The organism is Furfurilactobacillus milii, from assembly GCF_021654115.1.
GTDB lineage: Bacteria > Bacillota > Bacilli > Lactobacillales > Lactobacillaceae > Furfurilactobacillus > Furfurilactobacillus milii.
This window is the reverse complement of the sequence record NZ_JAIWJF010000001.1, coordinates 256549-279665: the sequence shown is the minus strand read 5'-3', so window position 1 is coordinate 279665 and position 23117 is coordinate 256549. Positions and strand designations below refer to the sequence as shown.

General features: G+C 44.0%; 21 protein-coding genes. 12 read left to right on the top strand and 9 right to left on the bottom strand.

The features are described 5' to 3' along the window. Positions 1 to 23: 23 nt before the first annotated feature. Positions 24 to 1019 (top strand): agmatine deiminase family protein, encoded by a 996-nt coding sequence (locus LDK34_RS01190; protein ID WP_236941237.1) that lies wholly within the window; start codon positions 24 to 26, stop codon positions 1017 to 1019. Positions 1020 to 1065: 46 nt separating this feature from the next. Continuing rightward, positions 1066 to 1899 (top strand): metallophosphoesterase, encoded by an 834-nt coding sequence (locus tag LDK34_RS01185; protein ID WP_236941236.1) that lies wholly within the window; start codon positions 1066 to 1068, stop codon positions 1897 to 1899. Positions 1900 to 1947: 48 nt separating this feature from the next. Here LDK34_RS01185 and LDK34_RS01180 read toward each other — a convergent pair whose 3' ends face one another. From LDK34_RS01180 to LDK34_RS01170, 3 genes are all read right to left on the bottom strand, one after another. Further along, complete coding sequence (locus LDK34_RS01180) at positions 1948 to 3402, bottom strand: YhgE/Pip family protein (protein ID WP_236941235.1); 1455 nt, start codon at positions 3400 to 3402, stop codon at positions 1948 to 1950. Between the two features lie 289 nt (positions 3403 to 3691). Further along, positions 3692 to 4294 (bottom strand): TetR/AcrR family transcriptional regulator, encoded by a 603-nt coding sequence (locus LDK34_RS01175; RefSeq protein WP_236941234.1) that lies wholly within the window; start codon positions 4292 to 4294, stop codon positions 3692 to 3694. Between the two features lie 268 nt (positions 4295 to 4562). Then, positions 4563 to 5507 carry a zinc-binding dehydrogenase gene (locus LDK34_RS01170; RefSeq protein ID WP_236941233.1) on the bottom strand — a complete coding sequence of 315 codons (945 nt, stop codon included), beginning with the start codon at positions 5505 to 5507 and terminating at the stop codon, positions 4563 to 4565. A gap of 158 nt (positions 5508 to 5665) precedes the next feature. Here LDK34_RS01170 and LDK34_RS01165 point away from each other — a divergent pair, with 158 nt between their 5' ends. Both LDK34_RS01165 and LDK34_RS01160 read left to right on the top strand, forming a co-directional pair. Then, entirely contained in the window at positions 5666 to 7408 is a 1743-nt protein-coding gene (locus LDK34_RS01165; protein ID WP_236941232.1) for an MFS transporter, read from the top strand. Positions 7409 to 7470: 62 nt separating this feature from the next. After that, entirely contained in the window at positions 7471 to 8004 is a 534-nt protein-coding gene (locus LDK34_RS01160; protein WP_236941231.1) for a PadR family transcriptional regulator, read from the top strand. A gap of 101 nt (positions 8005 to 8105) precedes the next feature. Here the strand turns inward: LDK34_RS01160 and LDK34_RS01155 are convergent, their stop codons facing one another. Together LDK34_RS01155 and LDK34_RS01150 are read right to left on the bottom strand one after the other, a co-directional pair. Continuing rightward, the gene (locus LDK34_RS01155; RefSeq protein WP_236941230.1) at positions 8106 to 8897 is read right to left on the bottom strand and encodes a class I SAM-dependent methyltransferase; all 792 of its coding nucleotides are present in this window, start codon (positions 8895 to 8897) and stop codon (positions 8106 to 8108) included. A 133-nt stretch (positions 8898 to 9030) separates the two neighbouring features. Beyond that, positions 9031 to 9462 carry a nuclear transport factor 2 family protein gene (locus LDK34_RS01150; RefSeq protein ID WP_236941229.1) on the bottom strand — a complete coding sequence of 144 codons (432 nt, stop codon included), beginning with the start codon at positions 9460 to 9462 and terminating at the stop codon, positions 9031 to 9033. 221 nt (positions 9463 to 9683) lie between these two features. Here LDK34_RS01150 and LDK34_RS01145 point away from each other — a divergent pair, with 221 nt between their 5' ends. From LDK34_RS01145 to LDK34_RS01135, 3 genes are all read left to right on the top strand, one after another. Continuing rightward, the gene (locus LDK34_RS01145; protein WP_236941228.1) at positions 9684 to 10589 is read left to right on the top strand and encodes a helix-turn-helix transcriptional regulator; all 906 of its coding nucleotides are present in this window, start codon (positions 9684 to 9686) and stop codon (positions 10587 to 10589) included. A 76-nt stretch (positions 10590 to 10665) separates the two neighbouring features. Then, positions 10666 to 11760, top strand: a complete 1095-nt coding sequence (locus LDK34_RS01140; protein ID WP_236941227.1) for a DNA alkylation repair protein — start codon at positions 10666 to 10668, stop codon at positions 11758 to 11760. A gap of 110 nt (positions 11761 to 11870) precedes the next feature. Next, a complete protein-coding gene (locus LDK34_RS01135; protein WP_236941226.1) occupies positions 11871 to 12458 on the top strand; it encodes a helix-turn-helix transcriptional regulator in 588 nt (195 codons plus the stop codon). Between the two features lie 68 nt (positions 12459 to 12526). Here LDK34_RS01135 and LDK34_RS01130 read toward each other — a convergent pair whose 3' ends face one another. The 3 genes from LDK34_RS01130 to LDK34_RS01120 all read right to left on the bottom strand — a co-directional run bounded on the left by LDK34_RS01130 (position 12527) and on the right by LDK34_RS01120 (position 17998). After that, complete coding sequence (locus tag LDK34_RS01130; RefSeq protein ID WP_236941225.1) at positions 12527 to 15655, bottom strand: AAA family ATPase; 3129 nt, start codon at positions 15653 to 15655, stop codon at positions 12527 to 12529. Position 15656: 1 nt separating this feature from the next. Beyond that, positions 15657 to 16772 (bottom strand): exonuclease SbcCD subunit D, encoded by a 1116-nt coding sequence (locus LDK34_RS01125; RefSeq protein ID WP_236941224.1) that lies wholly within the window; start codon positions 16770 to 16772, stop codon positions 15657 to 15659. A gap of 191 nt (positions 16773 to 16963) precedes the next feature. Beyond that, entirely contained in the window at positions 16964 to 17998 is a 1035-nt protein-coding gene (locus LDK34_RS01120) for an SDR family oxidoreductase (protein ID WP_236941223.1), read from the bottom strand. Between the two features lie 114 nt (positions 17999 to 18112). Here LDK34_RS01120 and LDK34_RS01115 point away from each other — a divergent pair, with 114 nt between their 5' ends. After that, positions 18113 to 18670: a TetR/AcrR family transcriptional regulator gene (locus LDK34_RS01115; RefSeq protein ID WP_236941222.1), complete on the top strand. Its 558-nt coding sequence runs from the start codon at positions 18113 to 18115 to the stop codon at positions 18668 to 18670. A gap of 333 nt (positions 18671 to 19003) precedes the next feature. Here the strand turns inward: LDK34_RS01115 and LDK34_RS01110 are convergent, their stop codons facing one another. Next, positions 19004 to 19957: an aldo/keto reductase gene (locus tag LDK34_RS01110; protein WP_161004167.1), complete on the bottom strand. Its 954-nt coding sequence runs from the start codon at positions 19955 to 19957 to the stop codon at positions 19004 to 19006. Between the two features lie 350 nt (positions 19958 to 20307). On the opposite strand from LDK34_RS01110, the gene LDK34_RS01105 reads away from it, so the two are divergent. The 4 genes from LDK34_RS01105 to LDK34_RS01090 all read left to right on the top strand — a co-directional run bounded on the left by LDK34_RS01105 (position 20308) and on the right by LDK34_RS01090 (position 23091). After that, positions 20308 to 20730, top strand: coding sequence for a MarR family winged helix-turn-helix transcriptional regulator (locus tag LDK34_RS01105; RefSeq protein ID WP_236941221.1), 423 nt, complete (start codon positions 20308 to 20310; stop codon positions 20728 to 20730). A gap of 17 nt (positions 20731 to 20747) precedes the next feature. After that, positions 20748 to 21329: a hypothetical protein gene (locus tag LDK34_RS01100; protein WP_236941220.1), complete on the top strand. Its 582-nt coding sequence runs from the start codon at positions 20748 to 20750 to the stop codon at positions 21327 to 21329. 66 nt (positions 21330 to 21395) lie between these two features. Continuing rightward, positions 21396 to 21608, top strand: a complete 213-nt coding sequence (locus LDK34_RS01095; RefSeq protein ID WP_017261358.1) for a hypothetical protein — start codon at positions 21396 to 21398, stop codon at positions 21606 to 21608. Positions 21609 to 21675: 67 nt separating this feature from the next. Beyond that, the gene (locus LDK34_RS01090) at positions 21676 to 23091 is read left to right on the top strand and encodes an MFS transporter (protein ID WP_250161400.1); all 1416 of its coding nucleotides are present in this window, start codon (positions 21676 to 21678) and stop codon (positions 23089 to 23091) included. The last annotated feature ends 26 nt before the right edge of the window (positions 23092 to 23117 follow it).

Here is a 23117-nt window from a genome sequence, read left to right as displayed (position 1 = left end):
CATCTTGAAAGGTGGTCAGATATATGAAGTATCGACGAGTATCCACATTCGCGTTCAGCATCCTGTTGGCAAGTCTATTATTGTTCCTGCCAATGTCCGCAAGAGGAGATTCAACCATGATTTACACAGCCCTGCCCAAACAATCGGATCACTATTACCACCGTATTTATCCAGATTTAATTCAATACAATCAAACATTTTCTGGACGATTGGCTAGCGACGATCAACTTACCAGCCTTACCGAATCTAATCAGGGTGGCAAGTTTGCAACCACTCCTTACACGTATGACGATATTTGGGTCCGTGATGTGGCACCAATTATCACGACAACAATGGCGAAATTCCGATACTCACCTGCCTATTTGCCCAAAGCCGACAGTAGTTACTTGAATACGAGCTTCACCAATTGGCTGAATCAATCACATTTCGACTATCACTCATCTAAGTTGGTCTTAGACGGCGGCAACGTTCAGTGGAACAAAGATAACGCAGTAGTAATTACCAATCGGGTGTTTAAAGATAACCCACACTGGTCACATCATGACATCATCAACGAGCTTAAACACCAGCTTAACGTCAGCAAAGTTGTCATTGTGCCTGCAGAGCCGGGTGATACGCTTGCCCACACCGATGGCATGATCAAGTTCCTGACACCAAATACCGCGTTTATAAGTGATTTTGAAGGTAATCGAGCTTTCCAAAACAAATTCAAACAGATTGTTAAAAAGTCACTCCCCCACGTCCGTTTGATTACGCTCAAATCGGCCTATACTGATGCCGGACAGTATGACAAAAAAATCGCGTCTGCCCGCGGTTTGTATATCAACATGCTGGAAACAGCACACACGATTTATGTGCCACAGTTCAATTTGGCCAGCGATAAAGAAGCACTTCATGCCATTCAAGCACACACGTCTAAACGCGTCGTCGGCATCCCCATCACCAAGGTTTCTACGCTTGGTGGCGCGATTCATTGCACTACCTGGGATGTACCAGCGAAGTTTGTGCCAAAACGATAGCCGCGTTTCACGTGTAACAATTTTAAAACCAAGTTAGGAGATTAGTATGGACTATACATTCATAGGCGACATTCATTCTGCGGCCGACGATTTGCAAATTCTGTTGGATGACTCAGTGATAAAGAAGACACGTTTAGTTTTTATGGGAGATTACATTGATGGTGTCACGACACGCCATTTTTCGAACCACACAGAAATAATGAAAAATGATCCCTTGGCAGTGCTGGATATTCTCATGGAACGCGTCAATCATCATGGCGACATTGCCTTGATCGGTAATCACGATGATTTTTGGGTACAAACTGTTAGGGGTGATGATTACCAATTTCAACTCTGGCGTGCTAATGGTGGTGCACACACATGGCGTAAACTGGGAATTCATTCAAGTATGGAAATGGTCGTTCGTACGTCACTCACACAAGGGGCATTAAAACCTTACACACAGTTTTTAGAACAATTACCGCTTTACTGGTCAAATGACTATATGCTAGCTGTTCACGCCGGCCTATACTGGCATCAACACGACTTTTCGCAACAAACACGCGATGATTTATTATGGATCCGAGAACCTTATTACTACGAAAATGAACTGCATCCTGACCAATGGCACAAAAATTTATTGAATAAAGTTATTATCACCGGACACACGCCAGTCCAATCACTTCAACAGCCAAATGCTGGTTACATTAAAATGCAAGCAAACGTGCATGATACACCACGCTATCTAATTGATTCAGGCAGTAGATCCGGCGCTTTTGATGGCGGTATCTCCGCCCTCACCTTCGACGCCAAGGGCAATTTGTTGCAAAGCAAACGCGTCGTTAAACAACAACTTTATGATGGCGACAAAATTTTAAACGAAAATGAACTTGCTGATTAAAACAACCAAAAAAGCACGAGCCAACCGGCTCGTGCTTTTTTGATGGAATTATGCAAAATCGACTAGTTTAAATACATCTCGTCGCAAGTCAGATCGGTACTTCATAATAATCAACCCATTAAAGACGATCATCATTACACCTAAAACAAGTATATCCATTACAATACTGCCATTGAGTGAAATTGACTGTCGCAGCCCGTCAATGAGGTAAGTCATCGGAAGATACGGATTGATAATTCGGGCATAACCACTTGTCAGTTCGACCGGATACACGCCGGCCGAGGCAGATAGCTGAAGCACCAAGATAATTGTAATCAACCAGGTCCCGAAACCGCCAAGCACGATTCGCAAACAGAATATCAAGGACAAAAAGGTCAGCGAACCTAATAACAGCATGCTTGCCAATTTAATCTGAGAAGTCGGCATTAAGTGATTACCCCAAGTCAACGCCAATAAGAGTAAACCACTTTGTACAACACCAAGTGCTCCGATAACTGAAAATTTTGACAGCCACCAAGCAACAGCAGACTTAGGCCGTGACTTTGGTAAATAGGCATCAAACATAGTTCCTAAACCAATGCCGCCGACAAACAGTCCGATGGCAATAAAGAATGGTGCCATGCCTGTTCCATTGTTGGGCACTTTCGCCACGTCTGTTGTGTCAGCAATGACTGGCGAAGCGATGTCGTCAGCTGTCTGACGTTGCTCATGTAGTTGTTGCAGTTGGTGAGCACTACCTGCAAGACTAGTGGTGAGCCGCGTACTTCCTAGAGTGAGCGTCGAACTACCATCATGCAGTTTTGCTAGGGCCGCATTCAGTTTACCCACACCACCAACGAGCTCTGGTGATGCTACGTTAGCGGTTTGCAATCCCTGCTGCAAACTAGTTGTTCCCGCACCAACTTGCTGAATGCCGTTAGTTAGACTGGTCAATCCAGTTGTTACCTGACTACTGCCCTTCGCTGCGTTCGCCATCCCTGTTTGCACATGACCAATTGTCGTTAGCAAGGCACCGACGTACATCGTACTGACCTGGTTTGAAACCTTCGATTGAATCGCTTTTGCCGCACCGGAGGTCATTTTGGAAACAACAAAGTTACGGCCAGAATTGACTGTGTATCGGATATGCAAACGTTGTGGTGAACTTGTTAATAATGTTGTCGCGTCACTAGAAAACCGTTTAGGAATCGTGACGACCATGTAGTATTTACCGTTCCGAATCCCCGCGGCGGCTGTCTTAGCCGTTGTCACATGATAATCAAGCGAATTCGAACGACGTAGTTTAGTTGTTAATTGTTTGCCAATCGCAATCCGTTTGCCACGATAGCTCTGCGGCTGATCCTGATTCACAATTGCAACTGGAATACGATCCATTTTCCCGTAGGCATCCCACATTGACGATAGGTATAAAAGGCAATAAATTACCGGAATCAGTGCAATTAATATCAATCCAATGAGCATCCTGCGACTGTGCCATAATTGCTGCCATTCTTTTTTAACCATCTCTCTCAAACTCTCCTTCAGCTGAAATTCGTAACTCATTTCGGTTGTCGATATTAAGTGAGAAAAGCAGGCCAATCAATGTGCAAGATAGCCGAAAGTGTCTATTTAGCACGCGTTTGATTAATGACTCAAAATGGCATAAATACTTGATATGCCGGCGTTATGAACCGTTCCATATCGTCAAGTTACAACGTCAAATGAACACTTTTTACCCAAATGCTCATTGTTTGTGCTCGCTGCGCGTCCCTATACTAAAAATAAGTTGCAACCAAGACTAAATGGCAGCAACTTATTGATTGTTATCCTGAACAAGTAACGTTAAATCGACCGGCGATAACGTTCGACTATTCATGAAAATGGCAAAAATCTCACGGGGCGATTCCGGCTGTGCCTTTTGAAACCACTGTGTAATGATGCCGGAAACATTCTGTACAAGAATGGCTTGCGCGTAATCTAGTGGGATATCTTTACCATTCGGACCCGAAACAGATGCGACTGTCTCACGGGCAACCTCGGCAGTGATAAAACCCGTCATTTTCCGCATTACGTCAGATTCCGGAATTCGGTACAGCGTTTGCACCATCTGTTTGTGCCGATTGAGGTAAACAAACATGTGATAAAAGACATTATCCTCAACCCGACTGCCAGCTTTCCAAGAAGTCTTTACATAGGTATCAAATATTTGTGAGATTCCCGTTACCAATTGATCTTCATAGGCATCCAGCATGGCATATTTGTCCACATAGTGCAGATAAAAAGTCCCTCGACTAATGTGTGCCGTTGTGGCAATGTCACGGACGGTCATTTTGCGAAAACTCTTAGCGGCCACTAGCTTAATAAAGGCCTTTCTAAGTGCCGATTCTGTATTAGTTTCCTTAGTGCTCTCCGTCATGCCAACGCCCTCTTTCTGATGCATCCTAATATGTTTATTTTACTCACTTTTGCGAATAAAGCCCAGAGGAGCCCTATGTCAAAAAAAGTCGCGGTCTCACAACAGCGGATAGTTACCGCCTTTGCAAAGCAATTGAAGGGGAAATTCAAACGCACTTGCCAGTTTTATATTTTTGTATTCAAGTTCGCGCCAACGCTCTTGAATCAAAAAAAACGCGTAATCCAACAGTTTAAATGGATTACACGTTATTTTTTTGACCTAAATAGCATCATTCCGTAGTGACAATCACTTGTCCGGGTTGAGGATTGGCCATGACGTAATCTTGCGCGGCAGCAATTTCCGACAGTTTAAACGTTTTGGAAATAGGAATACTGAGGTGATTACGTTTGATTAAATCGAAAATTTCATCAAACAATGCCTGACTCGGTTCGCCACCGTCGAACACAGACAAATATGCACCACCTAATGTGAAGGGGTCAAACTCTTTAAAGACCCATTCACCAGCTAACAAACCAATCATACAGCAGACACCACCACGTTTGATGTGTTCAATTGAGTTTTGGCAACTCACCGTGCCGACCATATCGACAATGCCATCATACTTTTCGCTTGTTTGCAGTTGATTATCCTTATCAAGGACCACATGGTCAGCTCCTTGATCCAGCAGCAATTGCTGTCGTTCTGGCTTCCTTGTGGTTGCTGAAACCTCAATTCCAAGTGACTTTGCCAATCCAATCATTGCCATGCCGACAGCCGTAGTCCCGCCCCGAACGAGCAATGATTGACCCTTTTTCACACGCGTCATTTTCATAGCACCAAATGCTGTGTAAAAGTTTTCCGGGTACTGTGCCAGTGTTTGCCAGTCAACATTGTAATCAACAGCAAACAATAAATCATCTGGAACCAATGCGTATTCTTGATAACTGCCATCAAATTCACGACCAAAACCACCATTGATAACAAGAACACGTTGTCCCTTCGTGAATTTTGAGTTTGTCGCTGGCTCAGACACTTCCCCAACAGCCTCGACGCCAATAACCCGTGGAAACTTTACCGACGGAGAACCACCATCCCGCGTCAATACTTCGTAGCGATGAATCCCAAAAGCCTTGATGTGAATTACAGTGTGCGTAGCATCCGCATTAGGAATTGGCCGTTCCTCAATTTTTAAGACACTTGAATCCCCTGGTTCATTAATAACAACTGAACGCATCTTAACTCCCCCATTCGATTTGTTTAATGTTCACTTCTACTGTAAGCCTTTTCTTGATTTAAGGAAAATAAGTTTATATTGACAATGTTACTATTAACAATTATAGTATCAAATGTTCGAACAATACTATAATTGTTAATATGAAAGTGACATTGAATATGAAAAATAAAAATATGCTACTAATCCTAACCATGTGTATCGGAACATTCTTATGCATGTTGGATACAACGGTAATGAACATTGCGCTCCCAGCAATTCAGACTAGCATGAACGTGCCTTTAGACCGCTTATCTTGGGCGCTTAACATTTACACAATTACGTTTGCCGTGCTCACAATTCCATTAGCACGGATTGCCGACATTTTCGGTCGCAACAAAGTTTATCTGATTGGGTTGTTGACGTTTGCGATTGGTTCATTTGTTTCCGGAGACGCCAACGTTCCGGCAACATTGATCATTGGCCGTGGTATCCAAAGTATTGGAGCTGCCATCATTTTCCCAACTAGCATGACCATCGCCATTGCGTCAACTTCTCAGTCCAAACGTAAAACGGCACTGCTTACCATTGGACTAACGCAAGGGCTGGCATCAACTTTAGGACCAACCATTGGCGGTATTGTAACAGAGTTTCTTGGCTGGCGTTGGGTCTTCTACATTAACCTGCCATTATTACTCATTGCCTTTATCGGCGTGACATTGCAGTTACCACTGCGACATGAGCCACGAACCAACGCTAAAATCGACTTTGGTGGCATGTTTCTCTTAATGATCACGTTATTCTCTTTGACACTATCACTCACGCAAGGCACTGACTGGGGGTGGACAAGCGCTCGTATTTTATCTCTTGCCGGGCTAACCATAATTGCTTTTGTCGCATTCATTTTCCTAGAATCGCGTGTCAAATCACCTATGGTGCGGCTAGATCTCTTCGCAGATCGGCAGTTTTCCGGCGCATCCCTGACCGTTATCTTGGCCGGTCTACTGTTAGTGTCAGTCATGGTAATCATGCCGACATTTTTCACGCAGGTTCAGGGGAAAACAGAGCTAGTAGCCGCATTACTCATCACGCCGGCTTCATTTATGATCTTTGTGATGTCACCCATCGCCGGTACTCTAATTGAACGCTTTGGGCCCCGCTTGATCATTGGACTCGGCTTTCTTTCTATGGCAATCGGTTACGGCATCCTTGGTTTTATGAACCCTGACCACTACTGGCAAACATTGATCGGGCTCATGTTGCTCGGCGCTGGTTATGGTGTGATTATCGGCCCAATCACCGTCTTAGCCGCGTCCGACTTTGAAGGTGAAAAGCTAACTGCGTCTCAATCTGTGATGGGCGTTCTACGTCAAATCGGCAATGTTCTCGCTGTCGCCATCTTTGTCTCACTACTCACTAGTAACATCAACACGGCCAAAACAACCGCCTGGCACGACGCGCAAACCCGAATTGAGCAGACCTCCCTCTCTCAAACGACCAAACAAAAAATGCTAAAAGCCACTCAACAACGTTTCACAGGCACTGGCGCTAAGACCCCAACTCATCAAAGTAATGGTATCAACAAGCGCCAACAGGCACAGATTATTTCCCGGGAAACAAAACTTGCGACCCAAAAAGCGCACATTAATCAGCTTCCTACTCAACAGCAAATTATTGTACGCAAACAAATTCAAGAACGGGTAACACAGAAGGTTGTCGCGATTGTGAAAAAAGATAACCACGAAATCAAACGTACTAGTGACAGTATTGCTAAGCACACTAAATCGCTGATATCGAAGGCCTTTCTAGTCTTATATCAGCACGCCTTTCCGTTTGCAATTAGCTTCATCTTCGTGGCACTCTTGTTTTACCGGCGCAAAGATTACTTGGCGATTATCAAACACGATGTTAAAATTGCGCGATAAAAAAGCGGTTCTTGAAGATTCTATGATAACCTGTACTTAATCACTAAAGGAGTTAATAGACCATGAAAAGTCGGCAAATCGTCCTCGGTATTTTAAAAAGCGGTCCTCAAACAGGTTATGACATCACCCAACTGTTTCAAACAAGTTTTGCATTCTTCTTTGATAGCTCGGCTGGCATGGTCTATCCTGCGCTACGAAAACTCGAAAAAGACGGCATGGTCACTAAGGAAATTGTCCCCCAGCAAGGTAAACCTGATAAAAACGTCTTCTCAATTACGCCAGCAGGTGAAGCGGAATTTGACGAGTACCTTCATTCCCCAGTAGAGGCAGAAAGCGTCAAATCAGATTTTTTGGCACGGTTAATGTTTGGTGAGTTTGTCGACCCGCAGCGAATCGTACAAATCGTTAAGGATGAAATCCAGCAGGAAACAGAAGCAATTGAGCAACTTCAACAACGACTTAGCGACTATCTGCCATCACATAATCGCTGCATGTCGACTGGGCAAAAATTAGCCTTTGCATACGGTATTAATTCAAGCAAAACAGAAATCGCTTTTTTGAAACAATGGTTGCAGGAACATCCAGATGGTAAGTAAAATTTCTCGTTTTTATGCACAAGACTGACTAAGCAAATAGGCTGGCGAAGATTAATTTCCTCGTCAGCCTATTTGTTTAGCCAAGCATTGTTAAGCCTAGTTTATTTTTCAGCAATTAATAACCCGACTTGCTTGGGAATATCAATTACACCATTGCGCTGTCTTAACGTTTCAAAATAAACGGTCAGCTCCTGCAGTAACTTATCATCAATCCCATCATCTGTCATGTTCGTCGACTGGATCCACGCGATTAAATCCTGCGTCTCGGTAATATGCAGACTATCAGGATAGTCCCGCCGTTGAACTCGACTAAAAGCCCTGTCTAACTGTGACACGCCATTTTGCAAATTAAAACTCAACTGCTCGGCAAATGCCATATTCGCCGGTTGGATTGATTGAATCGCTTCGTGCAGATAATGTTCCATCCCCTGATTGCCATTAACCGCGGTATAGAAGGTGCCGTGTGGTTTCAATACCCTAGCAATCTCACGAATAGCCAGTGCAATATCAGGCACAGTGTGCAGCGTATGATTCGCAATAACAATATCAAATGATTCATCAGAAAAAGGAATTGATTGTGCGTCAATTTTCATACAGCTGACTCGTTGGTCGTTTCCAAACTGGTTTGTCACTAAATCAACCATCCCCTGCGAATAGTCAGACAACGTTAACGCAATCGTTGAAGGCAGTTGATCCAAGTATCCTTGCCACAAGCTACCATTGCCACAACCTAATTCTAAGATGCGATCACCTGCATGAATGGTCATTTGTTGGCGCAACCATGGCATTAATCCTTGCTTATTTGTGCTGTATTGCTGATGCAGACGCTGTCGAATTGATAAGTTAGCATCCGTTTGATACTGTGCATTGTCTTCTGGCTGCTGGATTGTCATGTAGGCACTCTCCTAAATTGACGAATAATAGCATACTCGTATTCTTATATTCGCTTTTAATAGTCTAACTATCACCTTTTGGTAAGCTACCTGCAAGACAATAATTCCTTTTACTTCAGAACAAAGTTAACAATTATTTCTTATCTTCCGGCGTGTTGCTGAGCATGACGGCCATCGTGTCCATGTAATCGTACCAGTGGACAATTTTACGATTCTTCAAAATTGCGATGGAACAAAAATTGTTGTCATATTTTTTGCCTGTACTGGGTACCACACCGTGCACAGCATATTCTAAAATCACCGCGTGTTTGTCAGCATCCTTGTAAACTCGCAAACCATCCGCACTATCCAACACCGCTGAATAACCGGCAAACCAATCCATATAGGCCTGACGCCCCTCAATTTTGTTGGTGAATCCAGGAATATTGTACATGAATTCAAAAACAGCATTTTCATCAACGGCTTCCCAGTAATTATCTGTGTCTACCTCACCTTTTAGACCTTCCATGACGATATTGAAAAATGCCTCGGTACCTGGTTTATATGCAAATTGTTCACTACTCATAACTAATTCCTCCTAAATTTTCGTGTGTCATACATAATCAATTGGCTTAGCGTCAAACGCACGCTACCTTACTGATTGAATTCAGCTTATCAACATAAACCTGACAATAGACTGTCATGTTTTATAAAAAAAGCGCAAAATTAATTGAGCAAGTTTACTTTTATCGCAGTCGAGTTAACGCAGACTAGTAATGCCCATCCTCTATAGAAAGGCCCAATCCCATGAAGTCCAATCGGTTATTCCAAATGATTTATCTACTAATGAACCATAATAAAGTCGCTGCACCAGCTCTAGCTGAGCAACTGGATGTTTCGGTCAGAACCGTATACCGATATGTCGACGACTTGTCGGCCGCCGGTGTCCCGATCTATGTCCTACAAGGCCGTAATGGTGGCATTGCTCTCCTGCCGGAATATAAAATCGACAATACGATTGTTAATAAGCAGGAACAAACGACCATTTTAGCTGCCTTGAATGGCTTAAAAAACCTCGGCGTCGATAATAATGAAACGGTCGAAAAGTTATCGGCTCTGTTTCATCAACAGCCCGTGGCCTGGATCACGATCGACCCATCAACATGGTCTGACTCACGAAACCAAAAAAGTACACTAGCTAAGCTTCGCGATGCAATTATTCATTCTCGGCTAGTTGCATTTAACTATTTAAGTGCTAAAAATGAATATTTGCCCCGTGAAGTATTTCCCTACCAAGTCATTTTTAAAGATAAGGCATGGTATTTACGGGGATACTCAGTAGAGCGTCGGGCGGATCGATTATTTAAGCTGTCACGAATTGATCATCTACGCGTGACGAACAAACAATCGTTGGCCGAGGGCAAACAACCGTGGTTAACAGACCATTCTGCTCAGCGGTCTAGCGCGACCAACCAAATTGACATTCAATTGCACGCAGATGCAGTCTTGAAATACCGCTTGTTTGAAGCCTTTCCGACAAATCAAATAGTTCAACAATCACACGGTGATTATCTGATTAACACAAAGATGAATGACGATGACTGGTTAATTACTTACTTGTTGTCTTTTGGATCACACTTAACAGTGGTACAACCAAGTTCACTACGGCAGCGAATGAAAGATGAAATTCAGAAATGTTTGGATCATTATTAAAGCCTGACAAAGGATGTCATGTTTTGTACTGTATGATAATCAGGATATATAATCGACATTTTATGGAGGATAAACCATGGCAGATGCTCTAAAGGATGTATATTCAACATCTTTCTTAACTCAGCTAGGAACAGCAATCACACAACATTATTCAATGTTTGATGTTCCAACTTTTATCAGAGATACCGTTGATGAGCAATGGTCAGCACTCAAGTTGATGGAACGTCGCGACCAAATAACACGGGCGCTGCACAATCAGTTGCCAAGCGACTTTACAGAGGCTGCCGGTATTCTGTGTGATATTAGTACAACTATTACCGGTTTTGCCGCGCTATGTCTGCCAAACTACGTGGCGCTTTATGGACGCAACGATTGGCAAACCTCCATGAGTACGCTGGGCGTTCTGACCAAAACATCCTCGGCAGAATTTGCCATCCGTCCCTTTCTAGTCGACTCACCAAAACAAACAATTCAGCAAATGGTCACTTGGTCTCAGAGTCAAAATGAAGATCAGCGTCGCCTTGCTAGTGAAGGCATTCGGCCCCGTCTGCCCTGGGGGATTCGTCTCAAACGGTTTGTGGAAGATCCAACACCAATTTTCCCGATTCTGGAAAATTTAGTTCACGATCAAAGCACGTACGTTCAAAAAAGCGTCGCTAATAACCTAAATGACATTAGCAAAGATCATCCCCAGTTGGTCATCGATTTCTGTAAGACACACTGGCATGACTCCCAAACGACAGACTGGATTATTAACCGAGCCCTGCGAACGCTGTTTAAGGCGGGAAATCCGGATGTATTAGCACTACTAGGCTACAGCCAACGTGATGCATCATTACTGACAGACATCTCGTTAACAACATCCTCACCGACCGTTTCCTTAAATCAAAATTCTGACTTTAGCTATCAGCTCACGAATTCAACAAAGAGCGATTTACCACTTTATCTCGGTTACCGCGTACACTATGTTAAGAAGAACCAGCAAACATCTGCCAAGGATTTCTTTATCAAACGTGTCAACTTAAAGCCACAACAAGCGATAAACGGGCATTTTTCGATGAAGTGGAAGCAGCTTACCACCCGCACGTTATACGCTGGGGTGCATCACATTGAGCTATTGGTCAATACAATGCCGGTTGCTGACACAAATGTTGATTTAACAATTTCCTAGTTAACTACTTTTTTATATCAATAACAGCTTGATGTAACTATAAAGTCCTACCTCTTCTGCGAAATACTCTTTACACTTGGATCATAGGAGAAATTGAGGGGGCGAAGAGTATGAAAATCAGTCAACAAATCAAGCAACAACGTGAACAACGACATTGGTCACAAGCTGATCTGGCTAAGCGTTTGAATATTTCACGCGAATCTATTTCGAAATGGGAGAGTGGCACTGCATTACCAAGTTTCACCAACGTCATTAAATTAGGCGAACTTTTTGATTTATCATTAGATGATTTGATTAAGGGCGATGATAAGTTGATTCACAACTTTGAGTCACATGAGCCAGAACCGTTATCTAGACTAAGCAAATTCGTTCTTAGCGTGGCAGGTCTATCTATTGTCGGGTATTTGATTGGACTAGCGCTTCACATGTCTGCTAGTAGCCTTCGTGATTGGTTAGAATTGCCTTTCATCATTACATTGATTTGGCTTCTTTGTACAATCAACTGGACACAAATGAACCGAATCTTGTCAAAGAAAACGTTAATAATCGGCGGACTCTGTTTAACATTCCTGCTTATTCCGAGCATAACGCAGTCTATTCATGATATGATTTCAGGAATGTGGGCTGGTATCATGCAAAGTGAAAAAGATGGTTATCTAGGCGTAATCCTTCTTTTTAAGTCAATTTTATTCAAATAGAAGTCATAAAAAAATCGACCAATTTTCTCAAATTGGTCGATTTTTTATTTCCCAGGAAATATCTTTAACTAAAGCTCATGCTGATACTTAATCGTGCTCTGCCCATTCGCTAAAGAAACAACCTGCAGTTGATCCGGAATTTGTTCCTGCATTTCTGTCACGTGGCTGATAATACCAATCATCCGATTATTGCCTTCAATGGTCTGTAAAGCTTCCATCGCCATCTGCAAAGCTTCACCATCCAGTGAGCCAAAACCTTCATCCACAAAGAGTGCTTCAATTGTGATTCCGCCCGCTTCGCTCTGAATAACTTCGCCTAGTGCTAAGGCCAGTGACAACGCAGCGATAAAACTTTCGCCGCCCGACAGGGTATGCACGCTACGGACTTTGCCAGCCTGATCATCAAACACATCGATCTCTAACCCAGTATCCGTAGCCCGCGAACCAGCTGATGTGTCCAAACGGAACTGATAGCGTTTATTCGTCAGCATAGCTAATCGAACATTAGCCACTGTCAGCACTTTCTGAAGATAGGTTTGTAAAATATACCGCTCCAAGCTCAGGTGCATATCACTTCTACCAGTGGCGGTGTCAGCTAACTCGGCCATTTCGGCCAATTGCTGTTGCGCTTCACGACTTTCAGCCATCAGCGTCTTCATCTTGGTGGCCACATCTTCATTGCTTTGAACCACCTGTTGAAAATCATAGAATAATTGCTGTGCAGTGCGTTGCTTTTCAGTCTGCATGTCACGGGCTTTGACGGTTTCTTCCACATTTGGCTTGGTCTGATCACCAATCTGTTTCGTCAACGTTTCAACTTGTGCACTAGCACGACTCTTGTCGGTTAGGAAACGTTGATGAATTTTTCGTTGCTCATCAAGTTCAGTAACTTCATTTGCCAATTGATTGAATGCTGCCAGTTCCACAACGGGACGACGTTTATTTAAGGCCTCATCAAACGTTTCCTGTGCAGCCGTGGCAGTTTTGTGCTGTTCAACTTGAGTCTGAGTCAGACTCGTTACCTGAGTTTGTAATTGTGTAACGTTCTGTTGTGCCTTATTTTGGGCAGTCTGTTGCTTTGTCGTCTGTTCAATATAAGCCTGACTCGCCTGTTCAACTTGCTTAATATGCGCATCCAAGGAAGTTAAATCGTTGAATTGGTCTGGAAGATCATGACGGCGATCTTCAAGCTGTGCCGTCACGGTAGTTAACTCCGTTTGCACACGTTGTACCTTTTTATTGGCCTCATCGCGCTGAGCGATCAACGTTTCTAACTGCGGTTTGACGACGGCTAATTGCTGTTGGAGTTGCGTACGGTGCTCCAAAGCATCGTTCAGTTGCTGAACTGCATTGGCTAGTTGTTGCTTAAATTGTGACAATACATCACGGGCATTATCAGTAGCCACTGACTGGTCCGTTAACTGAGCAATACGTTTTGCCCAACTTGAGTCGTTTTCCTCATAAGCAGATTGATCCTTTTCTTGCGCTGCCTTTAATTCATTGAGCTGTCCTGTAACATTAGCAACACGCTGATTTATGTCTTGTCGCTGTTTATCTGCTTCCTTCAGTTCATCTTCGGTTACGTCTGTTACTGTCGCTACCGCAACCTTAGGATGCTCTGTAGAACCACATACAGGACAGGGTTCGCCATCTTCTAATTTCGCACTCAAACGCTGAATTTGCCCGACAGTCCAATCGTGATCTAACTGTTGATAACGGTCCGCCGCATCTTTTTGCTTGGCGGTCAGTTCAGCCAATTGTTGCGCTGTTTTATCTATTCGTTGATGTCGCATTTGCAACGCGTGCTGTTGTTGATCGAGGTCTGCTTGTTGATCAGTTAATGTTTTTAACATATGCTGTTGATCTCTAACCGTTAATTGCTTAGCATCTAATGATTGCAATGTCGTGAGTTGCTGATCCAGTTGATCACGTAACTGCTGTTGCTCGCTTAGTTGCTTAGTCGCTAGCTCGACGTTTGTTTGAGCTGACTTTAACTGTTGCTGTTGTGCCACTTGCTGTTTACTCAACGTCGCCACGGTTTCAAACAATGGTCGCACCTGTTTGAGGCGTGTCAGTTCAGATTGCCGTTTAGCCTCTTCCGGTTTCTGCGCATTTAACTGTTCAACAACCGCTACCGCGTCAGTCAATGTCTGTTGAGCAGTGGTCAAACTAGCTTTAGTCGATGCCAGCCGTTCCGTGGTCCGCGTTTCCTGTTGTTTCGTTTCTACTGTCTTTTCTTGCAGTGGCAAAGTTTGTTGAACCCACTCCAACTGTTTGATGTGAGCTGCCAGTTTGTCCATATCAGCCGTCTGCTGATTGAGTTTGGACAGCGCCAATTGTGCTTGCTCACGTTGACTAAAGACAGCTATCAAACTTTCTTCTGTTTTAACCTGGGTAGTCAATTGGCTCAACTGGGCTGATTCCTTGTCGTTTATTTGCCGTCTGTGTGCTAACTCCGGCTTCATCGCTTCATTTTGCTGAATCAGAGCGGCCAAAATGTCTGTTGCCGGCGCATCGGCGACTGGGACTTCTGTGTCATCTTGCCATTTAATCATTTTTGCATACGTCGCCAATTGCGTACTCTGATCTTTTGAGGACTGACGCATCGCTTTTAACTGGTCATTTAAATTATTGGCCCAGCGTTTGTATAAATCGGTCCCAAACAAATCGGCCAACAAAGCTTCCTTATCATTACTATTTGCCTCAAGAAAATGCCTAAACTGGCCTTGAGGCAACAGGACAATCTGAGTAAACTGTGCCGGCGTCAGATGGAGTAAATCAAATAGTTTCTGATCCACTGTTCCTCGTTTCGTCCAGCTTTGTTCCTTACCATCCCGATCGGTAACGGTCAAATCTACGCTGGCAACTTGTTCAGTCGTCCCCGTACCACGCTTTTTAGCAAGGATCTGCTTCGGTTTGCGATTGATCACATATTGTTGACCATGATGCTCGAAAATGAATGTAACAAACGTCTCTTCCGTTTGGTCAGCAAAGTCCGACCGCATTTCATCGGGATTGCGATCACCGCCAGAGGAACGACCAAACAGTGCAAAACACATTGCATCAAAAATGGTTGTTTTACCGCTCCCCGTCTTACCGCTAATCAGAAACAATGGGGCATCATTAAAATCTTCAAAATCAATCGTTTGGTCCTTATAGGGACCGAAATTCACTAAACGAATTCGTAATGGTCGCATTTTAATCCTCGTGTTCAGCTTCCTGCAGGCCTTGTTCTGCCCACTTCTGTTGTTGCTTGCTCATTTCGTCATCATTCACATGCTCAAAGAACTTTCCAAACAACGCCATTGGTGCCAAGGTTGGGTCCACTGTTTGGACGGTAGGTAGCTCATCACGGCCATTCTGTCGATCTAAACTAACAATTCGTGGATAAATCTGACGCAAGCGATTCATGACATCTGGAATAATGGCTTTGTCTGTCAGCGTCACACCATAATAGGCATCCCGGTCTAACTTGTCATACGTTTCCGGATCGGTTAATTCTTCAAAAGAACCCGTTAAATTAACGACATCTCGCAACGGTTTAATTGGCACATACGTTGTTGTATTCGCATCTGTATCGACAATCCAAACGCCTTTTTGCTCGTCAGCCTCTGACAATGAAAACTTGACGGGTGAGCCGCTGTATTTAATCTTGTCATCGGTAAGCGCTCGATGATTGTGTAAATGCCCAAGTGCAACATAATCAAATGCACCCAACAAATCGAGTGGCACGGCGTTAAGCCCACCAACAACGACTTTCGTTTCAGAGTCCGTTTGACTACTTCCCGCGGCAAAGAAATGTGCGATTAGGACATGTTTCATCCCCGCTTTAAACGCTTTTTGTTGACGATTTACGACCAATGTCATCGCTTGTTCAACCGTCTTAATGCTATCGTCTTCAAACACATTTCGAGCTTGCCAGAGCTCAAAATATGGCAACAAGAAAAACTGCGTATTGCCCAGTTCAACTGGTTCGAATGCGTCCGCCAACTCGGTATTTAAGAAATAATTGGTTTGGGCATACCACTCACTGCCGACATGCAAACGTGTGGCACTATCATGATTACCACTAATTGCCAAAACCGGAAAATGGTTAGTCAAATTTAAATCAATCAACATATGATTCAGTTGTTTGACACTATCTTCGCTGGGCAAGGATCGGTCATATAAATCGCCTGCAACAACGACCGCATCAACTTTATTTGCTAACGCAATTTGTAAAATTTGTTGATACGCATCGTCCTGTTCTTCATGTAAATCAAAACTATGCAACTTTTTACCAATATGCCAGTCAGCCGTGTGCAAAAATTTCATAATGGTCTCCTATTTTCCGAGTTAATCGTGTGCTACAAGTTTACACCCAAGCTCAAATATCGTGGAACAGTCTTTTTACGTCGAGTAATTTAGGTTCTTACACATTTACATACGCATTTTGATAGCGCAATGTTTGCCAAACTAAAAAAGACAAAATCTTTTTTCAGATTTTGCCTGCCTTGCTGTTTAAATTAAACCTTCACAATTCCTAAATCAATCATTGACTGCGCGGTGGCAATAATTGCTTCACGCGCTGACCGTGGATGCCAGCCAAGCAATGTCACTGCTTTTTCATTGCTCGTACCCGCATATTGTCCAACTAGCAAAGCAATCATCTTCAACATCGGATTAGTCAGTGCAGCAGCTTTCACCAAAGCGTTTGGCATTGTCTTCGTTGGTAGCTTTGATGCAAATTGTGGAAAGGATTCACGAAGAATGTTTGCCACGTCCAACATCGACAATGTTTCACCCGTCGTTGCTAAGAAACGTTCACCCGCGGCTTTAGGTGATGTCATCGCCAAAATATGCAGACTAGCGACATCACGAACATCAACATAACCAGAATCAACCTTTGGTACAGCTTTGATTTTACCTTCTAATAAATCTTGAATTTGAATGTTTGAATGTGAGTAATCTGAGGACAACACGGGACCCATAACACCAACTGGGTTAACCGTGGCCAGTTCCATCCCATTACCTTCACTGTTAATAAAATCCCACGCCGCGTGTTCAGACATTGTCTTAGACTTTTGGTAAGGATGAATATTCTTGGCCGACAGATCTGTCCAATCCTTTTCGGTGTATGGTGTGGTCCGGTTCTTGTGACCGGCAAAAATCGCACCATAAGCAGAGGTCAATACAAAACGTTTGACCCCAGCATCACGTGAGGCACGCATAACGCGAAGCACGCCATCCACGGCTGGACGAATCATTTCGTCTTCATTTTTAAAGTTTAATGTTGGCGTTGGTGATGCGGGATGGATCACATAGGTTGCACCCTTTACAGCCTCGGCCCAACCATCATCACTCGTGAGATCCGCCTCAACAATCGACAAGTCGCTGAAATCAGTCACACCGCCGTTTGTTAACATTTCATGAATCAACGCTGTTTTCTTCATTGATCGAACAGTTGTCCGAACCGCATAACCCTGCTGCAATAATTGCAAAATAATATGAACAGCGATAAATCCGCTACCACCTGTGACAACAACTAATTTCTTATCCATTTTTGAATTCCTCCGCTTACGTTATACTTGTAACATATGTAGAAGAATTGTAGAGTGTTTCTTATAGCTAAACAAGCCAAAAACAGGCATCTGTGACAGAATAGGAGAATTGTAATGGCAGCCACTAAACATGCGCAACAAATCAAACAGGACTCGCAAGAATATCTCACCACAGCTTTACTGCAACTATTGGAAACCAAAGACCTAGCTGAGATTACTATCGCTCAGGTCGTCCGCCGAGCCGGCGTCAGTCGCATGGCATTCTACCGAAACTTTGAAACACTAGCGGATGTTCTGACTGCATATTTTAAACCGCAGATTGACGCACGTTTTAATGACATTATGACCAACACGCCACAGGATCAGAAAATTGCAGCATTAGGTCAATTTTTTACGGACATGACTGATACTTTTAATCTGGCTGCCAAACGTGGATTTGAACCCATTATTCAAACTGTGTTCAACGAAAACATGGCCACTTTCTATAAGGAGACCATCAATTGGAAGGATATCAGCGTTGCCCAACAAACCTACTGGGTTAAGTTCATGAGCGCTGGTGTCTACGCAATTTGGCGTGAATGGCTGAGTAACGGACAAAGAGAGTCTATAGAAACAATTCATGAAATCCTAGCAAAATTTCAACAATCAACGTTGGCGGCCCTTAAAGAGTAAAAGCCTTTCTATGTCGTCCAAGGATGTCAATCAATGATCAGCCTACTGATTGCTTTTCCATAACGCTGGTATTATTACATTGAAATTGAAATGCGTCGTCAACCCCCCATCATTATTGGCAAATGATGGGGGGTATTTTGCGCTTATTTACATAACACTATCCTGTCCCTGAATGTTGTGTGACGCACCCATTTCTATGTATCTGAAACGCGCTCACTCCCCTTAGAGTCTAGTCCGTGCATAACACAAAATGAGCATCGCAAAGGCAAAACACCTTTGCAATGCTCATTTTACGTTATCGTTCAACTCTAAAGCGGGGAAGTTCACGCTATCCTATGGCAAATCATTTCCTGCCGCAAAGTACACGTCATACCATTCCTGTTTAGTGAGGTCGACGTCGGCACCTTTTGCACTATCAACAATGTGCGCTGGTGTCATTGTACCTAACAACACTTGCATGTTAGCTGGGTGACGTAAAATCCAGGCTGTGGCAATAGCATTCTTAGAAACATCGTACTTTTCAGCCAGTTCTTGTAGTTTGTCATTTAACTCTTTGAACTTATCGTTATTAATGAATGTTCCGTCGAAGAAACCGTACTGGAATGGTGACCATGTCTGGACAGTCATATGCTTACGACGTGAATATTCCAACAGGCCACCATCATGCATCACACTACGATCATCCGTCATGTTGACGTGCAATCCTTCATCGATCATGCCAGAATGCATAATGCTGAACTGTAATTGGTTAATGAGCAAACGTTGACTCGTTGCTGCTTGCAACATTTCAATTTGTTCAGGATTGAAGTTTGATACACCAAAGTGACGCACCTTACCAGAAGCCTGCAGTTCATCGAAGGCAGCTGCCACTTCGTCAGGTTCCATCAGTGGATCTGGCCGGTGCAACAGAAAGGCATCTAAATAATCAATGCCCATTCGTTCCAAGATGCCATCAACTGATTCAATCAAGTGCTGCTTGGAAAAATCATAACGTTGGCCAAACACAAAACTGCCATGACTGCGAGCAGGATCAAAAATAATCCCACCCTTCGATTGAATATAGAGCTGATCACGTTTGACAGATGACTTTGCCAAGGCCTGTTTAAAGACCTTTTCGGAATTGCCCATCCCGTAAATATCAGCTGAGTCAATGTAATTGATGCCAGCGTCAAACGCACTGTCTAGCGTTTTTGCAGCATCGTCAGCGGATAATGCTTCCATTCGCATAATTCCCAATGCGACAGCGGATGCCTTAAAATCGGTACCGCCAATGTTGCGTTGTTTCATAGTTTTTCCTCCAAATCAAAAGTTGTTGTGTATTCGCTTTAACTATAAAACTACCACTGGGGGTGCGGTCAAGTGGTTACCCCTGCTATGAAACTTTTAAATCAACAAACCGATTTCAACGCCGTAACCAACCTCGTTAAAAACAGCACCGGCTAGCTATGCAAATAGAAAACCGTCAAAAAGCCGTCCCATCAGGGCGTGATGAATCATTAACTGACTTAATAAGTAAACTGAACATCGCCAAATACAAAAAGATTTGTATTGCGAAGTTTTTAATAATTACTTGCTTGCGCAAATAAATCTTTGGTTTTATAATTCTAGACACTAAAAAGGTAAGGAAGGTGAAACCAATGCTGGCAACAGATGACGGGATTTTAGCACAACTCAATATCGTTTCTCGTAAGTTGCAAATGCAGTTAAATAATGAACTCATGCCACTTCAACTAACCGCCAGTAACTACTATTTCCTCTTAAAACTGAACCTGGTAGGACAAATGACACAGGATCAGTTATTTCACCAGATTTATCTCAGTCCTAGCAACGTGACACGTCGTTTGGATGAACTGATCCGACTGGGGCTAGTCAAAAAGACACGGGCTACAGATGATAAGCGATCCTGGAATATCAGTTTGACCAACAAGGGCACTCGTTTGATTCCAGCTCTTAAACATGTGTTAGCCCACATTAATCAGGAGAGTTTAGGCGCCCTGTCTTCAGCGCAGGTGGACGCGTTTACAGAGTCTTTAGTCCAAATTGCCGTTAGTTTAACGTAATTAAGGAGGCATACCTGATGACAAAGTTTGTTGATATTCACCATGAACCAAACAAGATGTTGACGTTACCAGATGATTTCGTGGAAGTCGCCCGTGATCTACGCCCACGAAATCACAAAACAGTGACAGTAATTCGTTATCAACGCGCTGGCAAAGTCGTTCCCAACAATGCCCATGTCACAGTTATCTTCGGCAACGACGGTCGGCTACTAAGCTACAACAACTTCAGTATCGATAGTGACGCACCGTTGCCACGTGGCGAAGAAGCATTGCAGATTGCACAACAAACGTTTGAATCGATTGATCCGAACTTTGCTCGCCATTTGCGCTTCATGCGCATTGATAAGCAAACACGAACTTTCACAGACGGTGGCCGAACCGTTCAAACACCAATCCTCTGGGTCAAATTCTCACACCGCAATGGCTCATATAACTGGGTTTCTGTAGGGCCCGGCGGACAAATCGTTGAAGTTGAGCGTGACTCCCGCTGGAACTACCTACTCTCCCGCCGTTCAACCGAAGAGTGGAACTTTGACGACTGGGTTCTGGTGCGTGAAGGCAAACGCCGGCAACTACCGGCACCACAGCCATTGGGCTAGCACCATCGGCCCTGCTCCGCTCACTATTTTCCGTTTGAAACCACACAATTCCAAGGAGGCTTCATCATGTTAAACGAAGATAAGTACGATTACGACGTTGAACGCTTAGGACAATTGCGCGATGAACTGCAACGTCTCGAAGACAACGATTACGTCACCGCTTATTACAAGGGCTACAGTTCAGAAGGCCTAACGCTGGATGAAGTTCGGGACACCATCAAGGATCTCGAGCAGCAGATTCGCCAATTGGAACGTGAACTCGATGAAGACGGCGAATAACCGCCTGTCCCCGTCCACTTTACACAATCCTGTTTAAAAAATAGGTAAAAGAAAGGAAGTGGGACCGTTGCTTAAAAGATGGCTTATTTTAAGTATTCTCGGCTCATTCTTCTTCATGGTCATCATTGACGGTAGCATCGTCAGTATCGCCATTCCGACCATCGCAAGAGATTTGAGCGTCTCAACAAACGCAACAACGACCATTATCGGCATTTACCTCATCACGATCAGTGCGTTGCTACTATTTTTTGGGCAACTCGGCGATCAGCTCGGTCGGCCATTTATCTTTGAAATTGGGACTGCGTTGTTCCTGATTGGTTCGGGCCTTGCTGGTTTTGGCATCAACTTACCGTTTGTCCTCTTCGGTCGGTTTGTTCAGGCCGTGGGAGCCAGCATGACGATGGCCAACAGCTATGCCATCGTAACGGATACTTTTCCACCTCAGTATCTGGGACGTGCGCTTGGCATTGAAGCCTTGTTCATCTCATTAGGGTCACTTGCAGGACCAGGGTTAGGCGGACTGATTTTAGCCTTCCTCCCCTGGGGGTACATTTTCTGGATCAACGTTCCACTAGGCATCATCTGCCTCATTGCCGAATGTTTTATCTTTCCTCGACCTGGCAAGCTGTCTCGACCAAACGTAGATTGGTTGGGCGTCGGTGACTTAATCGTCCTAGCCGTTTCCTTCTTCGTTGCCTCCAGTGTCATCATGACCCATCCTCTGTGGGCCACTATTGGCCTCATCATCTTCTTCGCGATGATTGCTGTGTTCGTCTATCACGAACGTCGGGCAACGCGTCCATTATTAAATCTCAACCTGCTTAAAAACAGTGCGTTTACACAAAACGTCGTTGCCGCATTGATCAGTTTTGTTGTTGGTTACTTCTTCACATTGCTGGCACCAATCTATTTGCAAATCGTGTTGAAGTATTCCAGTCAAGTCAGTGGTTTGCTGCTAATGGCCTCACCGATTGTCGCTTTAGTAGCAAACCCCATTGCCGGCACACTAACGGATAAATTCAACAAACAGCGTGTTATGGCTGCTGGCTTAATCATCCTTCTGCTGGCTCAGATTGGCCTAGTGCTCAGCAATGGTCATGTTGAACCAATCGTCTTCATCGGTGTTTCAGCACTGATCGCTATCGGCACGGCTGTCTTTGGCACACCAAACAACACGCTGATCATGCAAAGCGTCTCAACCGCCGACCGTGGGATGGCAGGATCGATTAACTCATTAATGCGTGAATTCGGACTCGTGTTGGGAACCACGCTATCAACACTGACCTTCTATGTTCACCTTTCGTTTGATGCAGGTCGTCGAACAACCACAGCTATCGGTCAGTCCGCAGCTAATATTATTGCTGCACAACGAACCGCCTATCTGTTTGGCTTATTGCTCTTGGCAGGCGCGGGGATCATTGTTTTCAACCGTGCACGCAAACGGACGATTGCTAAAAACGCCAATCTCGCTCATCAACACTAACATCTCTTTAAAATTGGAGGATTTTC

Excerpts from the sequence above, each read along its gene's own strand:
- LDK34_RS01115 (WP_236941222.1), top strand. The coding sequence starts at position 18,113 with ATGGCAGCCACTAAACATGCGCAACAAATCAAACAGGACTCGCAAGAA.
- LDK34_RS01145 (WP_236941228.1), top strand. The coding sequence starts at position 9,684 with ATGAAGTCCAATCGGTTATTCCAAATGATTTATCTACTAATGAACCAT.
- LDK34_RS01185 (WP_236941236.1), top strand. The coding sequence starts at position 1,066 with ATGGACTATACATTCATAGGCGACATTCATTCTGCGGCCGACGATTTG.
- LDK34_RS01100 (WP_236941220.1), top strand. The coding sequence starts at position 20,748 with ATGACAAAGTTTGTTGATATTCACCATGAACCAAACAAGATGTTGACG.
- LDK34_RS01130 (WP_236941225.1), bottom strand. The coding sequence starts at position 15,655 with ATGCGACCATTACGAATTCGTTTAGTGAATTTCGGTCCCTATAAGGAC.
- LDK34_RS01165 (WP_236941232.1), top strand. The coding sequence starts at position 5,666 with ATGAAAAATAAAAATATGCTACTAATCCTAACCATGTGTATCGGAACA.
- LDK34_RS01125 (WP_236941224.1), bottom strand. The coding sequence starts at position 16,772 with ATGAAATTTTTGCACACGGCTGACTGGCATATTGGTAAAAAGTTGCAT.
- LDK34_RS01180 (WP_236941235.1), bottom strand. The coding sequence starts at position 3,402 with ATGGTTAAAAAAGAATGGCAGCAATTATGGCACAGTCGCAGGATGCTC.
- LDK34_RS01175 (WP_236941234.1), bottom strand. The coding sequence starts at position 4,294 with ATGACGGAGAGCACTAAGGAAACTAATACAGAATCGGCACTTAGAAAG.
- LDK34_RS01160 (WP_236941231.1), top strand. The coding sequence starts at position 7,471 with ATGAAAAGTCGGCAAATCGTCCTCGGTATTTTAAAAAGCGGTCCTCAA.
- LDK34_RS01110 (WP_161004167.1), bottom strand. The coding sequence starts at position 19,957 with ATGAAACAACGCAACATTGGCGGTACCGATTTTAAGGCATCCGCTGTC.
- LDK34_RS01120 (WP_236941223.1), bottom strand. The coding sequence starts at position 17,998 with ATGGATAAGAAATTAGTTGTTGTCACAGGTGGTAGCGGATTTATCGCT.
- LDK34_RS01140 (WP_236941227.1), top strand. The coding sequence starts at position 10,666 with ATGGCAGATGCTCTAAAGGATGTATATTCAACATCTTTCTTAACTCAG.
- LDK34_RS01095 (WP_017261358.1), top strand. The coding sequence starts at position 21,396 with ATGTTAAACGAAGATAAGTACGATTACGACGTTGAACGCTTAGGACAA.
- LDK34_RS01150 (WP_236941229.1), bottom strand. The coding sequence starts at position 9,462 with ATGAGTAGTGAACAATTTGCATATAAACCAGGTACCGAGGCATTTTTC.
- LDK34_RS01155 (WP_236941230.1), bottom strand. The coding sequence starts at position 8,897 with ATGACAATCCAGCAGCCAGAAGACAATGCACAGTATCAAACGGATGCT.
- LDK34_RS01105 (WP_236941221.1), top strand. The coding sequence starts at position 20,308 with ATGCTGGCAACAGATGACGGGATTTTAGCACAACTCAATATCGTTTCT.
- LDK34_RS01170 (WP_236941233.1), bottom strand. The coding sequence starts at position 5,507 with ATGCGTTCAGTTGTTATTAATGAACCAGGGGATTCAAGTGTCTTAAAA.
- LDK34_RS01190 (WP_236941237.1), top strand. The coding sequence starts at position 24 with ATGAAGTATCGACGAGTATCCACATTCGCGTTCAGCATCCTGTTGGCA.
- LDK34_RS01135 (WP_236941226.1), top strand. The coding sequence starts at position 11,871 with ATGAAAATCAGTCAACAAATCAAGCAACAACGTGAACAACGACATTGG.